The sequence below is a fragment of the Xanthomonas sp. genome (genome assembly GCF_017163755.1).
Lineage (GTDB): Bacteria > Pseudomonadota > Gammaproteobacteria > Xanthomonadales > Xanthomonadaceae > Xanthomonas_A.
This window is the reverse complement of record NZ_JAFIWC010000042.1, coordinates 13,642-30,591: the sequence shown is the minus strand read 5'-3', so window position 1 is coordinate 30,591 and position 16,950 is coordinate 13,642. Positions and strand designations below refer to the sequence as shown.

Genomic DNA, 16,950 nt, shown 5'->3' with positions numbered 1-16,950 from the left:
GAGCGGGAAACGAGACTCGAACTCGCGACCTCAACCTTGGCAAGGTTGCGCTCTACCAACTGAGCTATTCCCGCTTGAGGCCGCGAATTCTACCGGGAACGCGAAATGTGTCAACTGGCCCACCACGCCAGCAGCAGCGCCAGCGCGGCCAGGCCGGCCAGCACCCGCGGGCGCCGCAGCCAGCGCCGCGGGCGGCGATCGATCGCATTGGGACTGGCGTAGCGCAGCAGGCCGTGCGGAAAGCCGAAGCGCTGCATGCTGCGGTCGCAGGCCTCGATGCACGCCCCACAGGTCACGCAGGCGTAGTGCGCGCCGTTGCGCAGGTCGATGCCGCTCGGGCAGGCGTCCACGCACGCGGCGCAGTCCACGCAATCGCCGAGCTGCTCGGCGGCGAACTTGGGCAGCGCGCCGTAGGCGGCCTGCAGGTCGTCGCGCACGCCCTCGTGCGAGGCCAGGGCGAAGAGGCTGGCGCGCGTGGCGTAGTCGTGCGCGGTGGCGGGATCGAGCAGGCGCCGCTGGCGCTGGGACACGCTGCCCAGCCCGAGCATGCGCGCGCCGCGCGGCTCGCCGCGCATCGCGTCGTAGCCGGGACCCGGCGTATCGCGGTCGCACAGCAGCGGCTGCAGCCGCGCGTAGGGGCACAGGTAGCGGCACACCTGGCTGCGCAGGAAGCCGGCATTGCCCCAGGTGGCCAGCGCGTAGAACAGCACCCAGAACGTCTCCCAGCCGCTCCAGGCGAACGGTCGCAGGCGCGCCACCAGGTCGGCGATCGGCACGAAGTAGCCGACGAAGCTGACCCCGGTCCACAGCGCCAGCGCCGCCCAGGCCAGGTGCCGCGCCGCCGCCGGCCGCCGCGCGGTACGCCGTTCGATCCAGGCGAAGGCCTCGCTCCATATCGACTGCGGGCAGGCCGCGCCGCACCACAGGCGGCCGGCCAGCGTGGTGAACAGCGCCAGCGCCGCCGCGGCGGCCAGCGCGGCCAGCGCCAGCCAGGCGAAATCCTGCGGCCACAAGGCCAGCGCGAACACGTCCAAGCGCCGCGCCGGCAGGTCGAACAGCAGCGCCTGCCGGCCATGCCAGCGCACCCACGGCAGCAGGCAGAAGGCGCCCAGCAGCGCCAGGATCGCGACGCCGCGCCAGCGCCGGTAGCGGCCGCCGGGCCGGGACGGCGCGGTGCCGGGCGCGGCGCGATCGAGCAAGCGAACGGAGATGGGACGCGGCATGGTCGTTCCGGTCAGTCCAGGGGCGGTTCGTCGTCGTCCGCGCGCGGCGGCGGCCGCGACAGGAACCCGGTCAGCACGCTCGAACTCAGCGTGGCCAGCCAGAACATGAAGAAGCCGACGGTGTAGCCGAACCCGCGGCTGATGCGCAGCCCGGGACAGGTGATGTCGCGCAGCGCCAGCGGGTCGACCAGTGCGAAGAACGCCACGCTGGTCGCGCCGGCCACCAGGAAGCTGGGCCACAGGATCACCCCGAGGCGCTGTACCAGCGGGCGCCGGGGCGGAGGGAACAGCGGATCGTGGCTGGCGGTCATGGCGTGGCGGAACCCATCAGGCGGCGTCGGGCGCCAAGGCGGTGGAGAAGGGCGGCGCCCGCACCGCGAGCGTCGCGCGTCGGCGGCGGCCGATGTCCATGCATCGCAGACTAGGCGCCGGCATCGGGCGCGGCATTGATCCTGATCAAGGCATGGCGCGGCGCGTGGCCGATACTGCAACGGTCATCGCGCGCTGCGCGCGGCGCACACGGGAGAGCGAGATGGTCGAGGACATGGCACCGCTGCCGGGACCGGAGCTGTGCAGCGAAGCGGAGGTGGCCACGCTGGTGCATGCCTTCTACCGACGCGTGCGCGCCGACGCCGAACTGTCGGCGCTGTTCGCGCGGCACATCGACGACTGGGACGCGCACCTGGCGCACCTGGTGGATTTCTGGTCGGCGATGCTGCGCGGCACGCGCCGCTTCCGCGGCGCGCCGATGCCCAAGCACATGGCGATGCAGGAGCTCAGCGCCGTGCTGTTCCAGCGCTGGCTGGCGCTGTTCCGCGCCACCACCGCCGAACTGGACAATGCGCCGATGCGCACGCTGGCCAACGACATCGCCGAGCGCATCGCCGATACGTTCTGGCGCCGCCACCAGATGAGCTGGCGGCCGTTCGAGCCGGTGCGGCCGTTGCACGACATGCCGCCCGAGCGCGATTGATCCAAGTCAAGGCGCACAGGCCCGGCGCCGCGCAAGCTGTGCGCCATGGACACCGCCACCGCCACCGTCATCGCCACCGACCCCGCGCGCAGCTGGGCGTTCGACGCCGAACTGCTGCGCCGCTACGACCGCCCCGGTCCGCGCTACACCTCCTACCCGACCGCACCGCACTTCCAGGAAGGCTTCGCCGCGGCGCAGCTGCACGAGGCGGTGCGCGCCAGCAACGCCCAGGCGCGCCCGCTGTCGCTGTACGTGCACGTGCCCTATTGCCGCAACCCGTGCTTCTATTGCGGCTGCAACCGGGTGATCACCCGCGACACCGGCAAGGGCCGCCCCTACGTGCAGCGCGTGCTGCGCGAGGCGGCGTTGCTGGCCGGGTCGCTGGACCGCCAGCGCGAAGTGGTGCAGCTGCACCTGGGCGGCGGCACGCCGAACTTCCTGGCGCCCGAGCTGCTCGGCGAGCTGCTGCAGGGACTGGCGCAGTCGTTCCGCTTTAGCGAGGCGGCCGACCGCGACTTCTCGATCGAGCTGGACCCGCGCACGGTGTCGCCGCAGGACATCGCCGCACTGGCGGCGCTGGGCTTCAATCGCGCCAGCCTGGGCATCCAGGACTTCGATCCGGCGGTGCAGCAGGCGATCAACCGGGTGCAGGGCGTCGCGCAGACCCTGGACATCGTCCGTGCCTGCCGCGTGCACGGGTTGCGCTCGGTCAACGTCGACCTGATCTACGGACTGCCGCGGCAGACGCTTGAGGGTTTCGCGCGCACCCTGGACACGGTGATCGACGTGCGCCCGGACCGCCTGGCGGTGTACGGCTACGCGCACATGCCGCACCTGTTCAAGGCGCAGCGGCGCATCGCCGACGCCGAGCTGCCCGGCGCCGAGCGGAAACTGGCGCTGCTGGAGCTGGCGGTGGGCAAGCTGTCGGCGGCCGGCTACCAGTACATCGGCATGGACCATTTCGCGCTGCCGCAGGAAGACCTGGCGCGCGCGCAGCGCCAGGGCGGTCTGCACCGCAACTTCATGGGCTACACCACCCATGCCGACACCGACCTGGTGGGGCTCGGGGTCAGCGCGATCAGCCGCATCGGCGACAGCTACAGCCAGAACCAGCGCGAGCTGCCGGCGTGGGAGGCGGCGGTGGATGCCGGCGCCAGCCCGGTGATGCGCGGCCTGCAGCTCAGCGCCGACGACCGCCTGCGCGCCGAGCTGATCCAGCAGCTGATGTGCCAGGGCCAGGTGGACCTGGACGCGCTGGCGCGCCGCCACGGCATCGACCTCGGCTATTTCCGCGACGAACTCGCGGCGCTGGCGCCGCTTTGCGACGACGGCCTGGCCGAGTACCGCGACGGCACGATCCGCGCCACCGCGCGCGGACGGCCGCTGCTGCGGCTGATCGCGATGTGCTTCGACCGCTATCTGCGGCAGCCGGCGCAACCGGCGCGCTATTCGCGCGCGATCTGAGCGGCGCGGTCGCGGTCGCCCGGCTCGCCCGCCGCCCGCCGCCCGCCGACGCAGCTCGTCTAAGGCGTATCGCCACCACGCGGTCGACCTGCGACGTGTGCATGCAACCGGCACCGAAGGCACGATGCTGGGCCACCTGGCATCAGGCGCGACAGCGCGTACCGACAAATCTGCAGCGCGACAGAGCGTCCGAAGGCACCCAGAGCCGCGCCTTGCCCGGTCTGGCTGCCTGCGAACAGAAGAGAAAGCACAAGGCTTTGCAGCAGCGCCGGACGACGCCAGGCTTTCCGAGTCCCGAGTCCCGAGTCCCGAGTCCCGATCAGTGGCAGTGACCACCGAACCCGGCATGCAGCAGCGCAGCCACGATGGCGTGGTGCCCGGAGCGGGGGTCGAACCCGCATGACCTCGCGGTCGAGGGATTTTAAGTCCCTTGCGTATACCAGTTTCGCCATCCGGGCCCTGGAGCCGATAGCGTGCCTGATCGCGCGGGAATTGTGAAATCCCGCGGATGCGGGCCGGGTAACGCGGGTTCGCCGTAGCGCGCGCCACCCGTTGCACGCGTTCGCCGGCGCGGCCGCATCCGCAGCGCATGCGCGGCGTCGGGAAATCCCTACAGCGACGCGCGGCATCGGCCGATCGCGCTGCCGCGTGGCGGCGCGCATCATGGTTCGCCGGCAACGTCATCGCTCCCGCGCCAGGGATGCGCGCTTCGACGGAACCGAACGGATCTCGGTTCGCCGGTTTATCCATCTCCCCGCTCGCGTTGCATGCCGGCTTCGCCAGCGCCTGCCGCCGAAGCGACTTCGTCGAGCCAACGCCCCGTCGCCGGGGCGTTGTCGTTTACTGCGCAGCGACCCGGGGCGACGCAATGCGCGGCCACCGCGCCGCTACGATACCGGGCCGAAACGCGGTCCGCGGTAAAGCGGCAGCGCAGGCCGCGCAGCCGACGGTGCAGGCCGCGCAGCGGTGCCGGCGCGCGCACACGGCGCGAAGCGGTCCGGCGACGGGGGCGGGCGGTCGCGGGACTGCTGCCGACGTGGTCCCCTGGCGCGCGATTCCTCGCTACCGTCGCCGCGCTCGGCGCAGGCGACTCTCTCCATGGTCGATCCAACACATCGAACGCGAGACTTGCATAGCGCTGGGCACGAACGGCAGCGCGCCGCCGGCGCAGCGGGGGCCGGCCGGCCGCTGCAGCCCCTCGCGCCTGACCAGGTTCAACCGGCGCACGGCGCATGCGCACGCTGTCCGCACGGTCCGCGCCCACCGGACGGCGGCTACAACGCCCAGTCCACCCGCATCCCGGCGATCAGCGCGTTCGGCAGGTCGCGCGTGCGCGAGGGCTCGTCGAACTGGTCCGGGTGCACGATGTAGTGCAGGTTCGGCGCGACGCGCAGCCGCGGCGTGAGCTGGATGCCGTAGCTCAGCTCCATCATGGTCTGGGTCGCGTGCGGGGTGCCGCTGCCGCCGGCCGCGGCGCGCGCCAGGCGCAGGTTGTGCAGCGCGTCGCCGCTGTAGCGTTGCTGGGTGACGACGAAGGCGATGTTGTCCTGGTCGCGGCCGGCGAAGGTGCCGCGCTGGACCAGACCCAGCTCCAGGAAGTGGTCTTCGATCAACTGCCCGGACGTGCCCTTCAGCACCGAGCCGAACAGCACCAGGCCGCGCGCGCCGTCGGCGTCGGGACGGGTGACCTGCTGTTCGAAGCGGAAGAACGCGCCGCTGCGGCCGTTGCGGGGGGCATAGCCCAGTCCGCTGAGCAAGGCCGGGTTGCCGTTGCGGTCGTTCAGCGGATCGCGGTAGTCGGAGTTGTCCTGCCAGCCGCCCAGTTCGTACATCGCCGGCAGGCGCGCGCTGGCCGCGTCGGTCTTGTAGCCCACCGCGTAGGGCACGATCACGCCGGTGCGGTCGCGGGCGCTCCAGTTCAGGCCGTGCTCGCCGTCTTCGGCCTGGACCGGGTTGACCTCGTAGGCGCCGATATGCACGTATACGGTCGGCGTCAGCCAGGCCTTGGCGTGCGCGGCCCAGCTGGACACCGGCCACCAGGTGAAGTTGCTGGTGCGGAACACGTAGGTCGGGTTGCCGCAGGCCGAATTGCCTTGGAAGTAGCCGCACAGGTCCGAGCCGAGGAAATGGATGTTGGCCACGCTGCGTCCGGCCTCCAGTTCCAGGCGGTCGTCGAACAGTTTCTGCTGCAGGGTGAAGTTGGCCAGCCGCGTGCCCTGGCCGCCGTAGATTTCCTGCACCGAGGTGCTGTTGCCGATGTCGCTGGCGGCCAGGTTGGTGCCGTGGCGGTTGATCGCGTAGGCCTTGAGGGTGGCGCCGTTCCAGCCGAACAGGCGCTGCAGGTCCACGTCGGTGCCGAGCATCAGCTGTCCGGCGAAGGCGCTGCCCTGTTCCTTGCCGCCATCGAGCGACACCGCGGCCTCGCCGGTGTAGGCGAGCTTGAGTGTGAACGCATCGCCGGCGTCCTGGGCGTGGGCCAGCGGCGCGAGGGCGAGCGCTAGGGCGAGGGTCGGCAGGCGGCGATCGAGGGGGAGGGAAGACATGCGCAGGACTCCTGGGGTTTCGTGGGGTGTGCAGGAGCGCACCCGGGGCGGCGGGCGGGGAGGGAAGCCGTCGCACCGGGCACGCGCCTGCATCGAGCGGTCGGCTCAATCGGGAACGCGTTCGGCAGGGGCGGGCGCGCGGGCCACGTAGCAGCGAGGACAGCAGGCGCAGCGCGTCCGTGCGCGGCGCCGGTAGCGCACCGGCGCGGCGAGGCCTATTCGGTCACGGGCTTCTTCAGCACCCGCAGCGCGAGCGCGGTGAGCACGCTGCCGGCGAGCAGGGCGATCAGGTACACGCCCAGATGGGTCACCGCGTTGGGGATCGGCAGCACGAACACGCCGCCGTGCGGCACCTTCAGCTCGGCGCCGGCGGCCATCGAGATCGCGCCGGCCAGCGCCGAGCCCAGCATCAGCGCCGGGATGGTGCGCAGCGGATCGCGCGCCGCGTACGGAATCGCACCTTCGGTGACGAACGCCAGGCCGAGCACGCCGGTAGCGGTGCTGGTGCCGCGCTCTTCGCGGGTGAAGCGGTCGCGGAACACCCAGGTGGCCAGCGCGATGCCCAGCGGCGGGGTCATGCCGGCGACCATCGCCGCGGCCATCGGCGTGTACACCTGGCTGGCGATCAGGCCGGTGGAGAACGCGTAGGCGGCCTTGTTGACCGGCCCGCCCATGTCGAAGGCCATCATCGCGCCGAGCAGCAGGCCCAGCAGCACCGCGCTGCTGCCCTGCATGCCGCGCAACCAGTCGGTGAGCCAGGCCAGCAGCTCGGCCACCGGCTGGCCGACCACGTACAGCAGCGCCAGGCCCACCAGCAGCGTACCGAGCACCGGCAGGATCAGCACCGGCTTGAGCCCTTCCAGGTTGCGCGGCAGCCTGATCGCGCGGTTCAGCGCGGCCACGCCGTAGCCGGCGATGAAGCCGGCGAAGATGCCGCCGATGAAGCCGGCGCCCAGGTTGGCCGCGACCATGCCGCCGATCATGCCGGGCGCGATGCCGGGACGGTCGGCGATGGAGTAGGCGATGTAGCCGGCCAGCGCCGGCACCATCAGGGTGAAGCCGGCCTTGGCGCCGATCTGGAACAGCGACCAGGCCAGCGTGCCCTTGTGCGCGTCGTCGAAGGCGTAGATGCCGCCCAGCGCGAACGCCAGTGCGATCAGCAGGCCGCCGGCGGTGACGAACGGCAGCATGAACGACACGCCGGTCATCAGGTGCCGGTACGGGCCGGCGGAACTGCCGCGCACGCTGGCCGCCGGCGCGCCGCCGGCGCCGGACGCGTGCACGCCGGCCTCGGCCAGCGCCTTGCGGATCAGGTTGGGGCCGTCGTTGATCGCCGGCTTGGTGCCGCTCTTGTACAGGCGCTTGCCGCCGAAGCGCGCCAGGTCCACTTCGCGGTCGGCGGCGATCAGCACCAGGTCGGCCTCGGCGATCTCGGCGTCGCTGAGCGTGTCCTGCGCGCCGACCGAGCCTTGCGTCTCGACCCGGATCCGGTGGCCCAATGCCTTGGCCGCCTGCTGCAGGCCTTCGGCGGCCATGAAGGTGTGGGCGATGCCGGTCGGGCAGGAGGTGACCGCGACGATGCGCTTGCCGCCGTCGGCCGCTGCGCCGGCCGGCGCGGTGCCCGCCGCGGTCGCCAGCAACGGCGCCAGGACGCCGGCCGCGTCGGCGAGCACCGCGTCGAGGCTGGCGTGCGCCGGCGTCGTGCCGGCAAAGCGCGCGTGGTCGGCGTCGCCATCGCCGACCAGCAGCAGCGGATAGCCGCCGCCGGCCGCCGCCAGATCGAGCGGTGCGATCACGCCAAGCGGCGTGCGCACTTCGGCGTGCAGCGTGGCGCCGCGTTCGGCGGCGGCGTGGCGCAGCGCCTCGGCCGCCAGGACGGCTTCGGTGCTGCGCTCGCCGGCGACGATCACCACGAAGATAGGATTCATGCTTGCTCCCGATGGACGCAGGGCGTCGGCGCGCGGAACCGCGGCGACGTGGGGTTCATTGCAGCGGCTCGATGCGCACCGCGGCCGCGATGCCATCGACCTGATCGCCCGGCAGCCGGCGCGCATCGCCGCTGGCCAGCGTGGCCGCGGCGAAGGCGGTGGCCTGGCGCGCACAGGTTTCCAGGTCGGCATCGGCGAGCAGCGCGGCGACCAGGCCGGCGACCATCGCATCGCCGGCGCCGACCGTGCTGCCGCCGGCCCGTTGCGGCGGCTGCGCGAACACGGCCTGCCCGCCGCGCACGAACAGCGCGCCGTCGCTGCCCAGCGACACCGCTACCAGTTCGATGCCACGCGCGAGCAATGCGCGCGCCGCGGCCAGCAGTTCGCCGCGCTCATGCAACGGCGCGCCGGCCCAGTCTTCCAGTTCGTGGCGATTGGGCTTGATCGCGAACGGCAGCTGCGCGCGCGGCGCGGCCAGCGCTTCGCGCAGCGGCGCGCCGCTGGTGTCCAGCAGCACCCGTGCGCCGGCGGCAGCGGCCTGCGCCTGCAACGCGCGCCAGCTGTCCTCGGCCAGGCCGGCGGGCAGGCTGCCGCTCAGCACCACCGGCAGGCCCGGGCGCAGCAACCCGGCCAGGCGGGCGCCGACCGCGTGCAGTTCCGCCGCGCCCAGCGGCAGCCCGGGCAGGTTGATGTCGGTGGTGTCGCCGCTGTCGGCGGCGACCAGCTTGAGGTTGGTGCGGGTGTCGCCGGGCACGCGCAGGCAGCGGTCGTCGATGCCGCGTTCGCGGAACAGGGTTTCGAACACCGCGGCGTTGCCGGCGCCGAGCACGCCCAGCGCGGCGCAGGCGATGCCGGCATCGGCCAGGCAGGCGGCCACGTTGATGCCCTTGCCGCCGGCGAGCGTGCCCGCGCTGTTCGCGCGATGCACCCGGCCCGGTTGCAGGCGGTCCACGCCGACGGTGAGGTCGATCGCCGGATTCAGGGTGACGGTGACGGCGGCGACGCTCATGCGCCGGCTCCGTCCAGCGCGCGCACGTCGGCCGCGCTCTCGCAGTCCAGCGCCTGCAGGGCCAGCGCCTGCAGCGCGTCCAGGCGGCTGCCGCGCAGGCGCGCCTTCACCGCGGGGATGTCGTTCGGGGTCATCGACAGCTCGTGCACGCCCAGGCCGGCCAGCAGCGCGGCGCCGAACGCGTCGCCGGCCAGGCCGCCGCACACGCCGACCCAGCGTCCGTGGCGCGCGGCGCCCTCGACGGTGGTGCGGATCAGCCGCAGCACCGCCGGGTGCAGGCTGTCGGCCTCGGCGGCCAGCTCTGGATTCTGGCGGTCGATCGCCAGCGTGTACTGGGTCAGGTCGTTGGTGCCGATCGAGAAGAAATCCGCATGCCGTGCCAGCGCGTCGGCCTGGATCGCCGCCGCCGGCACCTCGATCATGATCCCGAGCGGCAGCTGCGGCGCGTCCAGCGCCGCGCGCAGGCGCTCGCACTCGGCGCGCAGGGCGAGGATCTCCGCGGCCGAGGTGATCATCGGGAACATGATCGACAGTTTGGCGCCGTCCCTGGCCGCGCGGTACAGCGCGCGCAGCTGCGGCTGCAGCAGGTCGGCGCGGCGCAGCAGCAGGCGCGCGCCGCGCACGCCGAGGAACGGGTTGTCCTCGCGCGGCAGGTTCAGGTGCGCGACCTGCTTGTCGCCGCCGATGTCCAGCGCGCGCACGATCAGCGAACGCCCGTCCAGCGCCCTGGCCATCGCGAGATAGGTTTCGTACTGCTCGTCCTCGCTGGGCGTGCTGCCGCGCTCCAGGAACAGGAACTCGGTGCGCATCAGGCCCACGCTCTCGGCGCCCTGCGCCAGCGCCATCGGCACCTGTTCGGGCAGGTTGACGTTGGCGCCGATCTCCAGGACGTGGCCGTCCTGGGTCCGTGCCGGCTGGTTGCGCTGCTCGGCCTCGCGCTCGCGCAGCTGGCGCTGGTCTTCGATGTAGGCGCGCGCCGAGGCCAGGTCGGCCTCCGACGGCGCCAGGTACAGGCGGCCGCTGCTGCCGTCGACGATCACCGTGGCGCCGTCGTCCAGGTCCAGCAGGTCGGCGCCGCCGGCGACCAGCGCCGGCAGGCCCAGCGTGCGCGACAGGATCGCGGTGTGCGAGGTCGGCCCGCCCTGCGCGGTGGCCAGGCCGAGCACGCGGGCGGTGTCCAGATGCGCGGTGTCCGACGGCGACAGGTCGTTGGCGAGCAGGATGCACGGGCCGTCGGGCAGGTGTTCCAGGCTGCCGCCGGCCAGCGCCGGGTCGATCTGCGCCAGCACCCGGCGGCCGACGTCGCGCAGGTCGCTGGCGCGTCCGGCCAGCACCGCGTTGCCTAGCGCCGACAGCTTGTTGGCCATCCGGTCCACCGCCTGCTGCCACGACCAGGCCACGCCGTGGCCTTCGACCATCAGCTGGCAAGCCAGGGTGATCAGGTCGGTGTCGTTGAGCAACTCGGCCTGGGCGCGGAAGATCGCCGCATCGCCGGCGCCGAGGCGGCGCCGGGTGTCGTCTTCGACCGCCTGCAACTGCTGGCGGGTGCGGCTCAGCGCGTCGTGCAGCAGCGCGCCGCCGTCGCTCAGCGGCACCGGCGCGTCGGGCACCGGGCCGTCGTTGCCGGCCAGCTTGTGCACCACGCCGATCGCCAGGCCCGGGCTGGCGCCGATGCCGACGATCGCCGGCTGCGCCTGCGGCGGGGTCCAGCCGGCGACCGGCGCGGCGCGGCGCAACGCCGCAGCTTGCGCGTCGGCCTTCTCCTGCGCGGTCAGGCCATCGATCACCGCGCGCAAGCGCGCCAGCGCCGCGGCGGCGTCCTGGCCCTCGGCCGAGATCGTCACCGTGTCGCCGGCGTGCAGGCCCAGCTGCAGCAGCGACACCAGGTTCTTGGCGTCGCCGACCTGGTCGCCGGCGCGCACCTGGATCCGCGCCGCGTAGCCGCGCGCGGTCTCCACCCAGCGCGTGGCCGGGCGCGCATGCAGGCCGGTGGGGTAGGCGACGGTCCAGTCGAAGCGCTCGCCCAGATCGGCCACCGGCGCGCCGCTGGCGGCGGCGACCGCCGGGTCCTGGCTCAGCGCGTCGACGATCGCCTGCGGGTCGTCGCTGGCGAACAGCGCCTGCAGCCGCGGCGGGTCCTGGATCAGCCGGGTCAGCCGGCGCAGCAGGGCGATATGGATGTCGGACTGCGCGGCGATGGCGACCACCAGGTGCGTGGTCTGGCCCGGATTCCACTCCACCCCCTCGCGCAGCTGCAGCACCGCGATGCCGTCGCGCTGCACCAGGTGGCGGTCCTCGCCGGTGCAGTGCGGGATCGCCACGCCATGGCCGAGGAAGGTGTTCGCCAGCGCCTCGCGGCGCAGCATGCTGGCCTGGTAGGCCGGCGGCACGCAGCCGGCGGCGACCAGCAACTGCGCCGCCTGGGCGATCGCATCGGCCTTGTCGCGGGCCTGGACGTTGACGCGGACCAGCTCGCTGGCGACCAATACGGGGGAATTCGTCTGGGTCACGCGGGGCATCCTTCGTGGGCGGGCGGTGAGTGAGTGGATTGTGGGAACGTTCCCACTCACGAGTCAATGTGCACTGCACAATAAGCGGCGGAAAAAGCCGGTGTAAGATCCAAGTGGCATCTTTGAAGGGGGTTGTAGTGGAAATTTTGCGGGAACGTTACCAGTGAGCGTCAGCATCCACGATGTGGCCCGGGTGGCCGGGGTGTCGACGTCGACGGTGTCGCGCGCATTGGGCCAGGGCCCGGTCAGCGAGGAGGTGCGGGCAAGGGTGGAAGCGGCGGTGCGCGAGACCGGCTATCGGCCGAACCTGATGGCGCGGCGGCTGCGCTCGCAGCATTCGGGCATCGTCGGCCTGATCGTCGCCGACATCCGCAACCCGTTCTTCACCGCGGCGATCCGCGCAGTGGAGGACGTGGCCTATCGCGCCGGCATGCGCGTAATCCTGTGCAACACCGACGAGGACCCGCAGCGCGAGGCGCTGTACCTGCAGCTGATGCAGGAGGAGCGGGTCAGCGGGCTGATCTTCGCGCCCACCCGCACCACGATGGGCCAGCTGCCCAAGCTCGCCTTCGACTACCCGGTGGTGCTGATCGACCGCGCCGGCAAATCGGGCGTGCACGACAGCGTCGTGCTGGACAACGCCGCGGCGATGGCGGCGCTGATCGAGCACCTGGCCGAGCGCGGGTTCCGGCGCATCGGCGGGTTGTTCGGCAAGACCAGCAGCACCGCCGCCGAGCGCCGCGACGGCTATCTGGCGGCGATGCAGGCGCACGGGCTGAGCCCGAGCTATCGCGAGGTGGCGCCAAGCGCCGAAGCGGCGAGCGCCGAGACCCAGGCATGGCTGGCGCAGCCGGACCGGCCCGAGGCGCTGGTGGCCAGCAACAGCCTGCTGCTGATGGGCGCGCTGACCGCGGCGCGCGGCGCGGGCCTGCGCATTCCGGCCGACCTGGCGCTGGCCGGCTTCGACAACGAGAGCTGGACCGAACTGGTAGAGCCGGGCATCACCGTGATCGAGCAGCCGGTGGAGGAGATGGGGCGGACCGCGATGTCGCTGCTGCTCGAGCGCATGAACGCGCCGACGCTGCCGATGCGCAAGGTGGTGCTGAGCGGGCGCTGCATCGTGCGCGGTTCCAGCCTGCGCGGTCCGGACTGAATCGGCGCGCCGCGGCGGCGCGCGCTGCGGCTACTCCGAGCCGTCCGGACGCGGATAGTCGTGTTCGGGATCGGCCTTGTTGCGCTCGCGGTTGCTGTCGGGCTGGTCGTGGTCCTTGCCGTGCGCGTCGTCGTTGCGGTAGGCGTCGGGCGTGGCGCTCTTCTGCTGGTCGCTCTCGGCGTTCTGGTGCTTGCTGCTGGTGGACATGGCGGGACTCCGTAAGGCGTCAGGCGGATGCGCCCGGCGCGGTGGGGCGGGTGGCGTTCTGGTCCGATCCGTCCAGCCGCGCCCAGCAGGCGAGCACGAAGGTTTCGGCGTCGCTCCAGGCGATGCGCGGCCACGGATGTTCGGATTCGTAGCGCTGGCGCAGGCGCTCCATGCGCACCGCGTTGGATTCGCGCGGCAGTTGCAGGAACACGTCGCAGGCGGTCTTGATCAGGCGCGCATGCTCGCTGAAGGAGTGCGTGCCCAGGGCTCCTTGCGCATGCAGCGCCTTCCAGTGCGCGAGTTCGGCTTCGACATCCACGAGCAGGCACGGCGCATGACTCACGGCGATGGTCTCCTTTGACTGGGATTGGACGCCCCAGCGTAGAGCCGGTGGCGTGAAAAAAAGGATCACTTCGGACTGGGCCGAATGAAGAACGGGGCGTGCGGGTGCGGACAAAGTCTGGCGCGCACGCGGCGAGCGCAGCGTGATGGCGCGCGTTGCATGCGTGTCCGCCAGCGCGCCCGGCTTGGAGCGCGGCACGGCGCGGCTTACCATGACCGATTCATGTCCCGGCTGCCGGCTTGCCGGCCGGTTCCCGCGTCGCCAGCCGCCGCTGCGCGAGGCACGTATTCATCCATAAGGAACGGCATGCCCGCCGATATCGTGTTCGATCCCGCGCAGTACCGCATCGCCGTCCTCGGCCTGGGCTACGTCGGGCTGCCGCTGGCGGTGGCGTTCGGCGCGCGCTACGACACCGTCGGCTACGACATCGATGCGCAGCGCGTGGCGCAGCTGCGCGAGGGCCACGACCAGACCCTGGAAATGCAGCCGGACGAACTGCGCGCCGGCGTGCGCCTGCGCTACAGCGAAGACGCCGCCGCGCTGCGCGACCGCAACGTCTACGTGGTCACCGTGCCCACGCCGATCGACGCCGACGAGCAGCCGGACCTGCAGCCGCTGCGCCAGGCCAGCGAACTGCTGGCCAGCGTGCTCAAGCGCGGCGACCTGGTGATCTACGAATCGACGGTGTACCCGGGCACCACCGAGGAAGTGTGCGTGCCGCTGCTGGAGCAGGGCTCGGGCCTGGCGTTCAACCGCGATTTCCATTGCGGCTACAGCCCGGAACGGGTCAATCCGGGCGATCGGCAGCGGCGCCTGGCCGACATCCGCAAGATCACTTCCGGGTCCACGCCGGCGGCGGCCGACGCGGTGGACGCGCTATACGCCAGCATCATCGGCGCCGGCACCTGGCGCGCGCCGTCGATCCGCGTCGCCGAGGCGGCGAAGGTGGTGGAGAACATCCAGCGTGACGTCAACATCGCCCTGGTCAACGAACTGGCGCTGATCTTCGACCGCCTCGGCATCGACACCCAGGACGTGCTCGACGCGGCCGGGACCAAGTGGAACTTCCTGCCGTTCCGCCCCGGGCTGGTCGGCGGCCACTGCATCGGCGTGGACCCGTACTACCTGCTGCACAAGTCCGAGAGCGTGGGCTACCACCCCGACCTGATCCACACCGCGCGCCAGGTCAACAACCGCGTCGGCGCGCACGTGGCCGCACGGGTGCAGGCGCTGCTGGCCGGCAAGGGCCTGGACCTGGCGCAGGCGGCGATCCTGGTGCTCGGCGTCACCTTCAAGGAGAACTGCCCGGACCTGCGCAACAGCCGCGCGCTGGAGCTGGTGCAGGCGCTGGCGGCCGCTGGCGCGCAGGTCGACGCCTGCGACCCCTGGGCCGATCCGCACGGCGCGCGCGAGCATGGCGGGGTCAGCCTGCTGCCGGCGCCGGTGCCCGGGCGCTACGACGCGGTGGTGCTGGCGGTGGCGCACGACGAGTACCGGCGCCTGGATGCGCAGCAGATCCGCGCGCTGGGCAAGCCGGGCCTGGTGGTCTACGACGTCAAGTCGGTGTGGCCGCGCGAAGTGGTGGACGATCGGCTCTAGCGGCGCGCACGGCAGTCGGCCCTTGAGCCGCGCGCTGGTCCGCGATCGCGCTCGCCGGAGCGTGGAGGTGCGAGGCCGCCGGCGCGCGGCGGCGCATGGGCACTTGCGGCCCGCCATGGGCCATCCGTCGGGCCGAACCCGGCTTCAAGCCTGGCAACGCATGCAGGCCCGAACCTTCGGTTGCGGCGATCGGACTGGCGGCGCGAGCGGATCGCGCGCGCCGGGCTCGTAAGCGGTTCGCGGCGCGCATGCGGCGCCCGCGGCCGCCCGGCCGGCTACTGCATCGCCGCGCCAGCGCCTACACTCGCGCACTTCGAATCGTTGCGAGGAACGCGATGCACCGCTACCTAGCCTATGCCGGCAGCTGCCTGCTGCTGGCGCTGTCGCTGGCCTTGTGCACGATCTGGCCGATGTGGGGCTGGGGGGTGGCCGCGTTCTCGGTGCTGGCGCTGCTGGGCACCTGGGACCTGCTGCAGAACCGCAGCACGCTGCGCCGCAACTACCCGATCCTGGCCCATTTCCGCTATGGGCTGGAATCGGTCGGGCCGGAGATGCGCCAGTATTTCCTGCAGAGCGACATCGAGGAAGCGCCGTTCTCGCGCCAGCAGCGCGCGCTGGTGTACCAGCGCGCCAAGAACGTGATGGACGTGGTGCCGTTCGGCACGCTGCGCAGCGCCTATGCCACCGACTACGAATGGATCAACCACTCGCTGGCGACCAGCGACCTGGCCGGCCACGATTTCCGGGTGACGATCGGCGCCGACTGCGCGCAGCCGTATTCGGCCAGCGTGTTCAACATCTCGGCGATGAGCTTCGGCGCGCTGTCGGCCAACGCGATCCGCGCGCTCAACGAAGGCGCGCGCCGCGGCGGCTTCTACCACGACACCGGCGAAGGCTCGATCTCGCCGTACCACCGCGAATGCGGCGGCGACCTGGTGTGGGAGATCGGCTCGGGCTATTTCGGCTGCCGCGACCAACAGGGCCGCTTCAGCGAGGAGCGTTTCGTCGCCAATGCCGCCTCGGCGCAGGTGAAGATGATCGAGATCAAGCTGTCGCAGGGCGCCAAGCCCGGCCATGGCGGGGTGCTGCCGGCGGCCAAGGTCAGTGCCGAGATCGCCGCCACCCGCGGCGTGGCGATGGGCCTGGACTGCGTGTCGCCGTCGCGGCATTCGGCGTTCGCCACGCCGGTGGAGCTGTTGCGGTTCGTGGCGCGGCTGCGCGACCTGTCCGGCGGCAAGCCGACCGGCTTCAAGCTGGCGGTCGGCCATCCGTGGGAGTGGTTCGCCATCGCCAAGGCGATGCAGGAAACCGGGCTGCGTCCGGACTTCATCGTCGTCGACGGCGCCGAGGGCGGCACCGGCGCGGCGCCGGCCGAGTTCATCGACCACGTCGGCGTGCCGATGCACGAGGCGCTGCTGCTGGTGCACAACACCCTGGTCGGGCTGGACATCCGCGAGCGCATCAAGCTCGGCGCCGCCGGCAAGATCACCAGCGCGTTCGACATCGCGCGCACCCTGGCGCTGGGCGCGGACTGGTGCAACGCCGGGCGCGGCTTCATGTTCGCGCTGGGCTGCATCCAGTCGCTGAGCTGCCACAGCGACCGTTGCCCGACCGGCATCGCGACCCAGGACCGGCGCCGCTGGAAGCACCTGGATCCGGCCGACAAGGCGCTGCGCGTGCAGCACTACCACGCCAACACGCTCAAGGCGCTGCGCGAGCTGTTGAACGCGGCCGGACTCAGCGATCCGTCGCAGCTGGGGCCCGAGCACATCCTGCGCCGGGTGTCGCAGGTGGAGATCCGTTCGCTGGCCTCGCTGTACCGCTACCTGGAGCCTGGCGAACTGCTGCGCACGGTGCCCGACCACGCGGTGTTCCACGACTACTGGGGCGATGCGCGCAGCGACTCGTTCCAGCCGCCGGCGCGGGTGCGCAGCCTGCGCGACAGCAAGTCGCGGTGAGCGGCGGCGACGCCACGCGTGGCATGCCCGGCCAGGCGCC

At 72.1% G+C, this 16,950-nt stretch carries 13 protein-coding genes and 2 tRNA genes; 5 read left to right on the top strand and 10 right to left on the bottom strand.

Translation table 11 applies throughout. The features are described 5' to 3' along the window. Position 1 precedes the first annotated feature (1 nt). The 3 genes from JR065_RS20145 to JR065_RS20135 form a co-directional block, all read right to left on the bottom strand. Positions 2 to 74: transfer RNA gene (locus JR065_RS20145), tRNA-Gly, on the bottom strand. A gap of 36 nt (positions 75 to 110) precedes the next feature. Then, positions 111 to 1,223 carry a 4Fe-4S dicluster domain-containing protein gene (locus JR065_RS20140; RefSeq protein WP_206236268.1) on the bottom strand — a complete coding sequence of 371 codons (1,113 nt, stop codon included), beginning with the start codon at positions 1,221 to 1,223 and terminating at the stop codon, positions 111 to 113. A gap of 11 nt (positions 1,224 to 1,234) precedes the next feature. Then, positions 1,235 to 1,534, bottom strand: a complete 300-nt coding sequence (locus JR065_RS20135) for a hypothetical protein (RefSeq protein ID WP_206236267.1) — start codon at positions 1,532 to 1,534, stop codon at positions 1,235 to 1,237. Between the two features lie 221 nt (positions 1,535 to 1,755). Here JR065_RS20135 and JR065_RS20130 point away from each other — a divergent pair, with 221 nt between their 5' ends. Beyond that, positions 1,756 to 2,196 carry a group III truncated hemoglobin gene (locus tag JR065_RS20130; RefSeq protein WP_241093796.1) on the top strand — a complete coding sequence of 147 codons (441 nt, stop codon included), beginning with the start codon at positions 1,756 to 1,758 and terminating at the stop codon, positions 2,194 to 2,196. Between the two features lie 45 nt (positions 2,197 to 2,241). After that, complete coding sequence (gene hemN, locus JR065_RS20125; protein ID WP_206236265.1) at positions 2,242 to 3,660, top strand: oxygen-independent coproporphyrinogen III oxidase; 1,419 nt, start codon at positions 2,242 to 2,244, stop codon at positions 3,658 to 3,660. A 371-nt stretch (positions 3,661 to 4,031) separates the two neighbouring features. On the opposite strand, the gene JR065_RS20120 is transcribed toward hemN, so the two are convergent. The 5 genes from JR065_RS20120 to ptsP all read right to left on the bottom strand — a co-directional run bounded on the left by JR065_RS20120 (position 4,032) and on the right by ptsP (position 11,659). Then, positions 4,032 to 4,118: transfer RNA gene (locus JR065_RS20120), tRNA-Leu, on the bottom strand. An 816-nt stretch (positions 4,119 to 4,934) separates the two neighbouring features. Continuing rightward, positions 4,935 to 6,203 (bottom strand): carbohydrate porin, encoded by a 1,269-nt coding sequence (locus JR065_RS20115; protein ID WP_206236264.1) that lies wholly within the window; start codon positions 6,201 to 6,203, stop codon positions 4,935 to 4,937. Between the two features lie 215 nt (positions 6,204 to 6,418). Further along, entirely contained in the window at positions 6,419 to 8,131 is a 1,713-nt protein-coding gene (locus tag JR065_RS20110; protein ID WP_206236263.1) for a PTS fructose transporter subunit IIC, read from the bottom strand. Between the two features lie 55 nt (positions 8,132 to 8,186). Beyond that, the gene (pfkB, locus tag JR065_RS20105) at positions 8,187 to 9,140 is read right to left on the bottom strand and encodes a 1-phosphofructokinase (protein ID WP_206236262.1); all 954 of its coding nucleotides are present in this window, start codon (positions 9,138 to 9,140) and stop codon (positions 8,187 to 8,189) included. Further along, the gene (gene ptsP / locus JR065_RS20100) at positions 9,137 to 11,659 is read right to left on the bottom strand and encodes a phosphoenolpyruvate--protein phosphotransferase (RefSeq protein ID WP_206236261.1); all 2,523 of its coding nucleotides are present in this window, start codon (positions 11,657 to 11,659) and stop codon (positions 9,137 to 9,139) included. The genes pfkB and ptsP overlap by 4 nt, the downstream gene beginning before the upstream one ends. A 154-nt stretch (positions 11,660 to 11,813) precedes the next feature. Between ptsP and JR065_RS20095 the strand changes: the two genes are divergently transcribed. Continuing rightward, complete coding sequence (locus JR065_RS20095) at positions 11,814 to 12,803, top strand: substrate-binding domain-containing protein (protein ID WP_206236260.1); 990 nt, start codon at positions 11,814 to 11,816, stop codon at positions 12,801 to 12,803. A gap of 30 nt (positions 12,804 to 12,833) precedes the next feature. On the opposite strand, the gene JR065_RS20090 is transcribed toward JR065_RS20095, so the two are convergent. After that, on the bottom strand, positions 12,834 to 13,010 hold the full coding sequence (locus JR065_RS20090) for a hypothetical protein (protein WP_206236259.1): 177 nt from the start codon (positions 13,008 to 13,010) through the stop codon (positions 12,834 to 12,836). Between the two features lie 19 nt (positions 13,011 to 13,029). Then, positions 13,030 to 13,566, bottom strand: a complete 537-nt coding sequence (locus JR065_RS21620; RefSeq protein ID WP_241093794.1) for a hypothetical protein — start codon at positions 13,564 to 13,566, stop codon at positions 13,030 to 13,032. Positions 13,567 to 13,659: 93 nt separating this feature from the next. Between JR065_RS21620 and JR065_RS20080 the strand changes: the two genes are divergently transcribed. Together JR065_RS20080 and JR065_RS20075 are read left to right on the top strand one after the other, a co-directional pair. Then, positions 13,660 to 14,952: a nucleotide sugar dehydrogenase gene (locus JR065_RS20080; protein ID WP_206236258.1), complete on the top strand. Its 1,293-nt coding sequence runs from the start codon at positions 13,660 to 13,662 to the stop codon at positions 14,950 to 14,952. A 335-nt stretch (positions 14,953 to 15,287) separates the two neighbouring features. Then, positions 15,288 to 16,910 (top strand): FMN-binding glutamate synthase family protein, encoded by a 1,623-nt coding sequence (locus tag JR065_RS20075; protein WP_206236257.1) that lies wholly within the window; start codon positions 15,288 to 15,290, stop codon positions 16,908 to 16,910. The last annotated feature ends 40 nt before the right edge of the window (positions 16,911 to 16,950 follow it).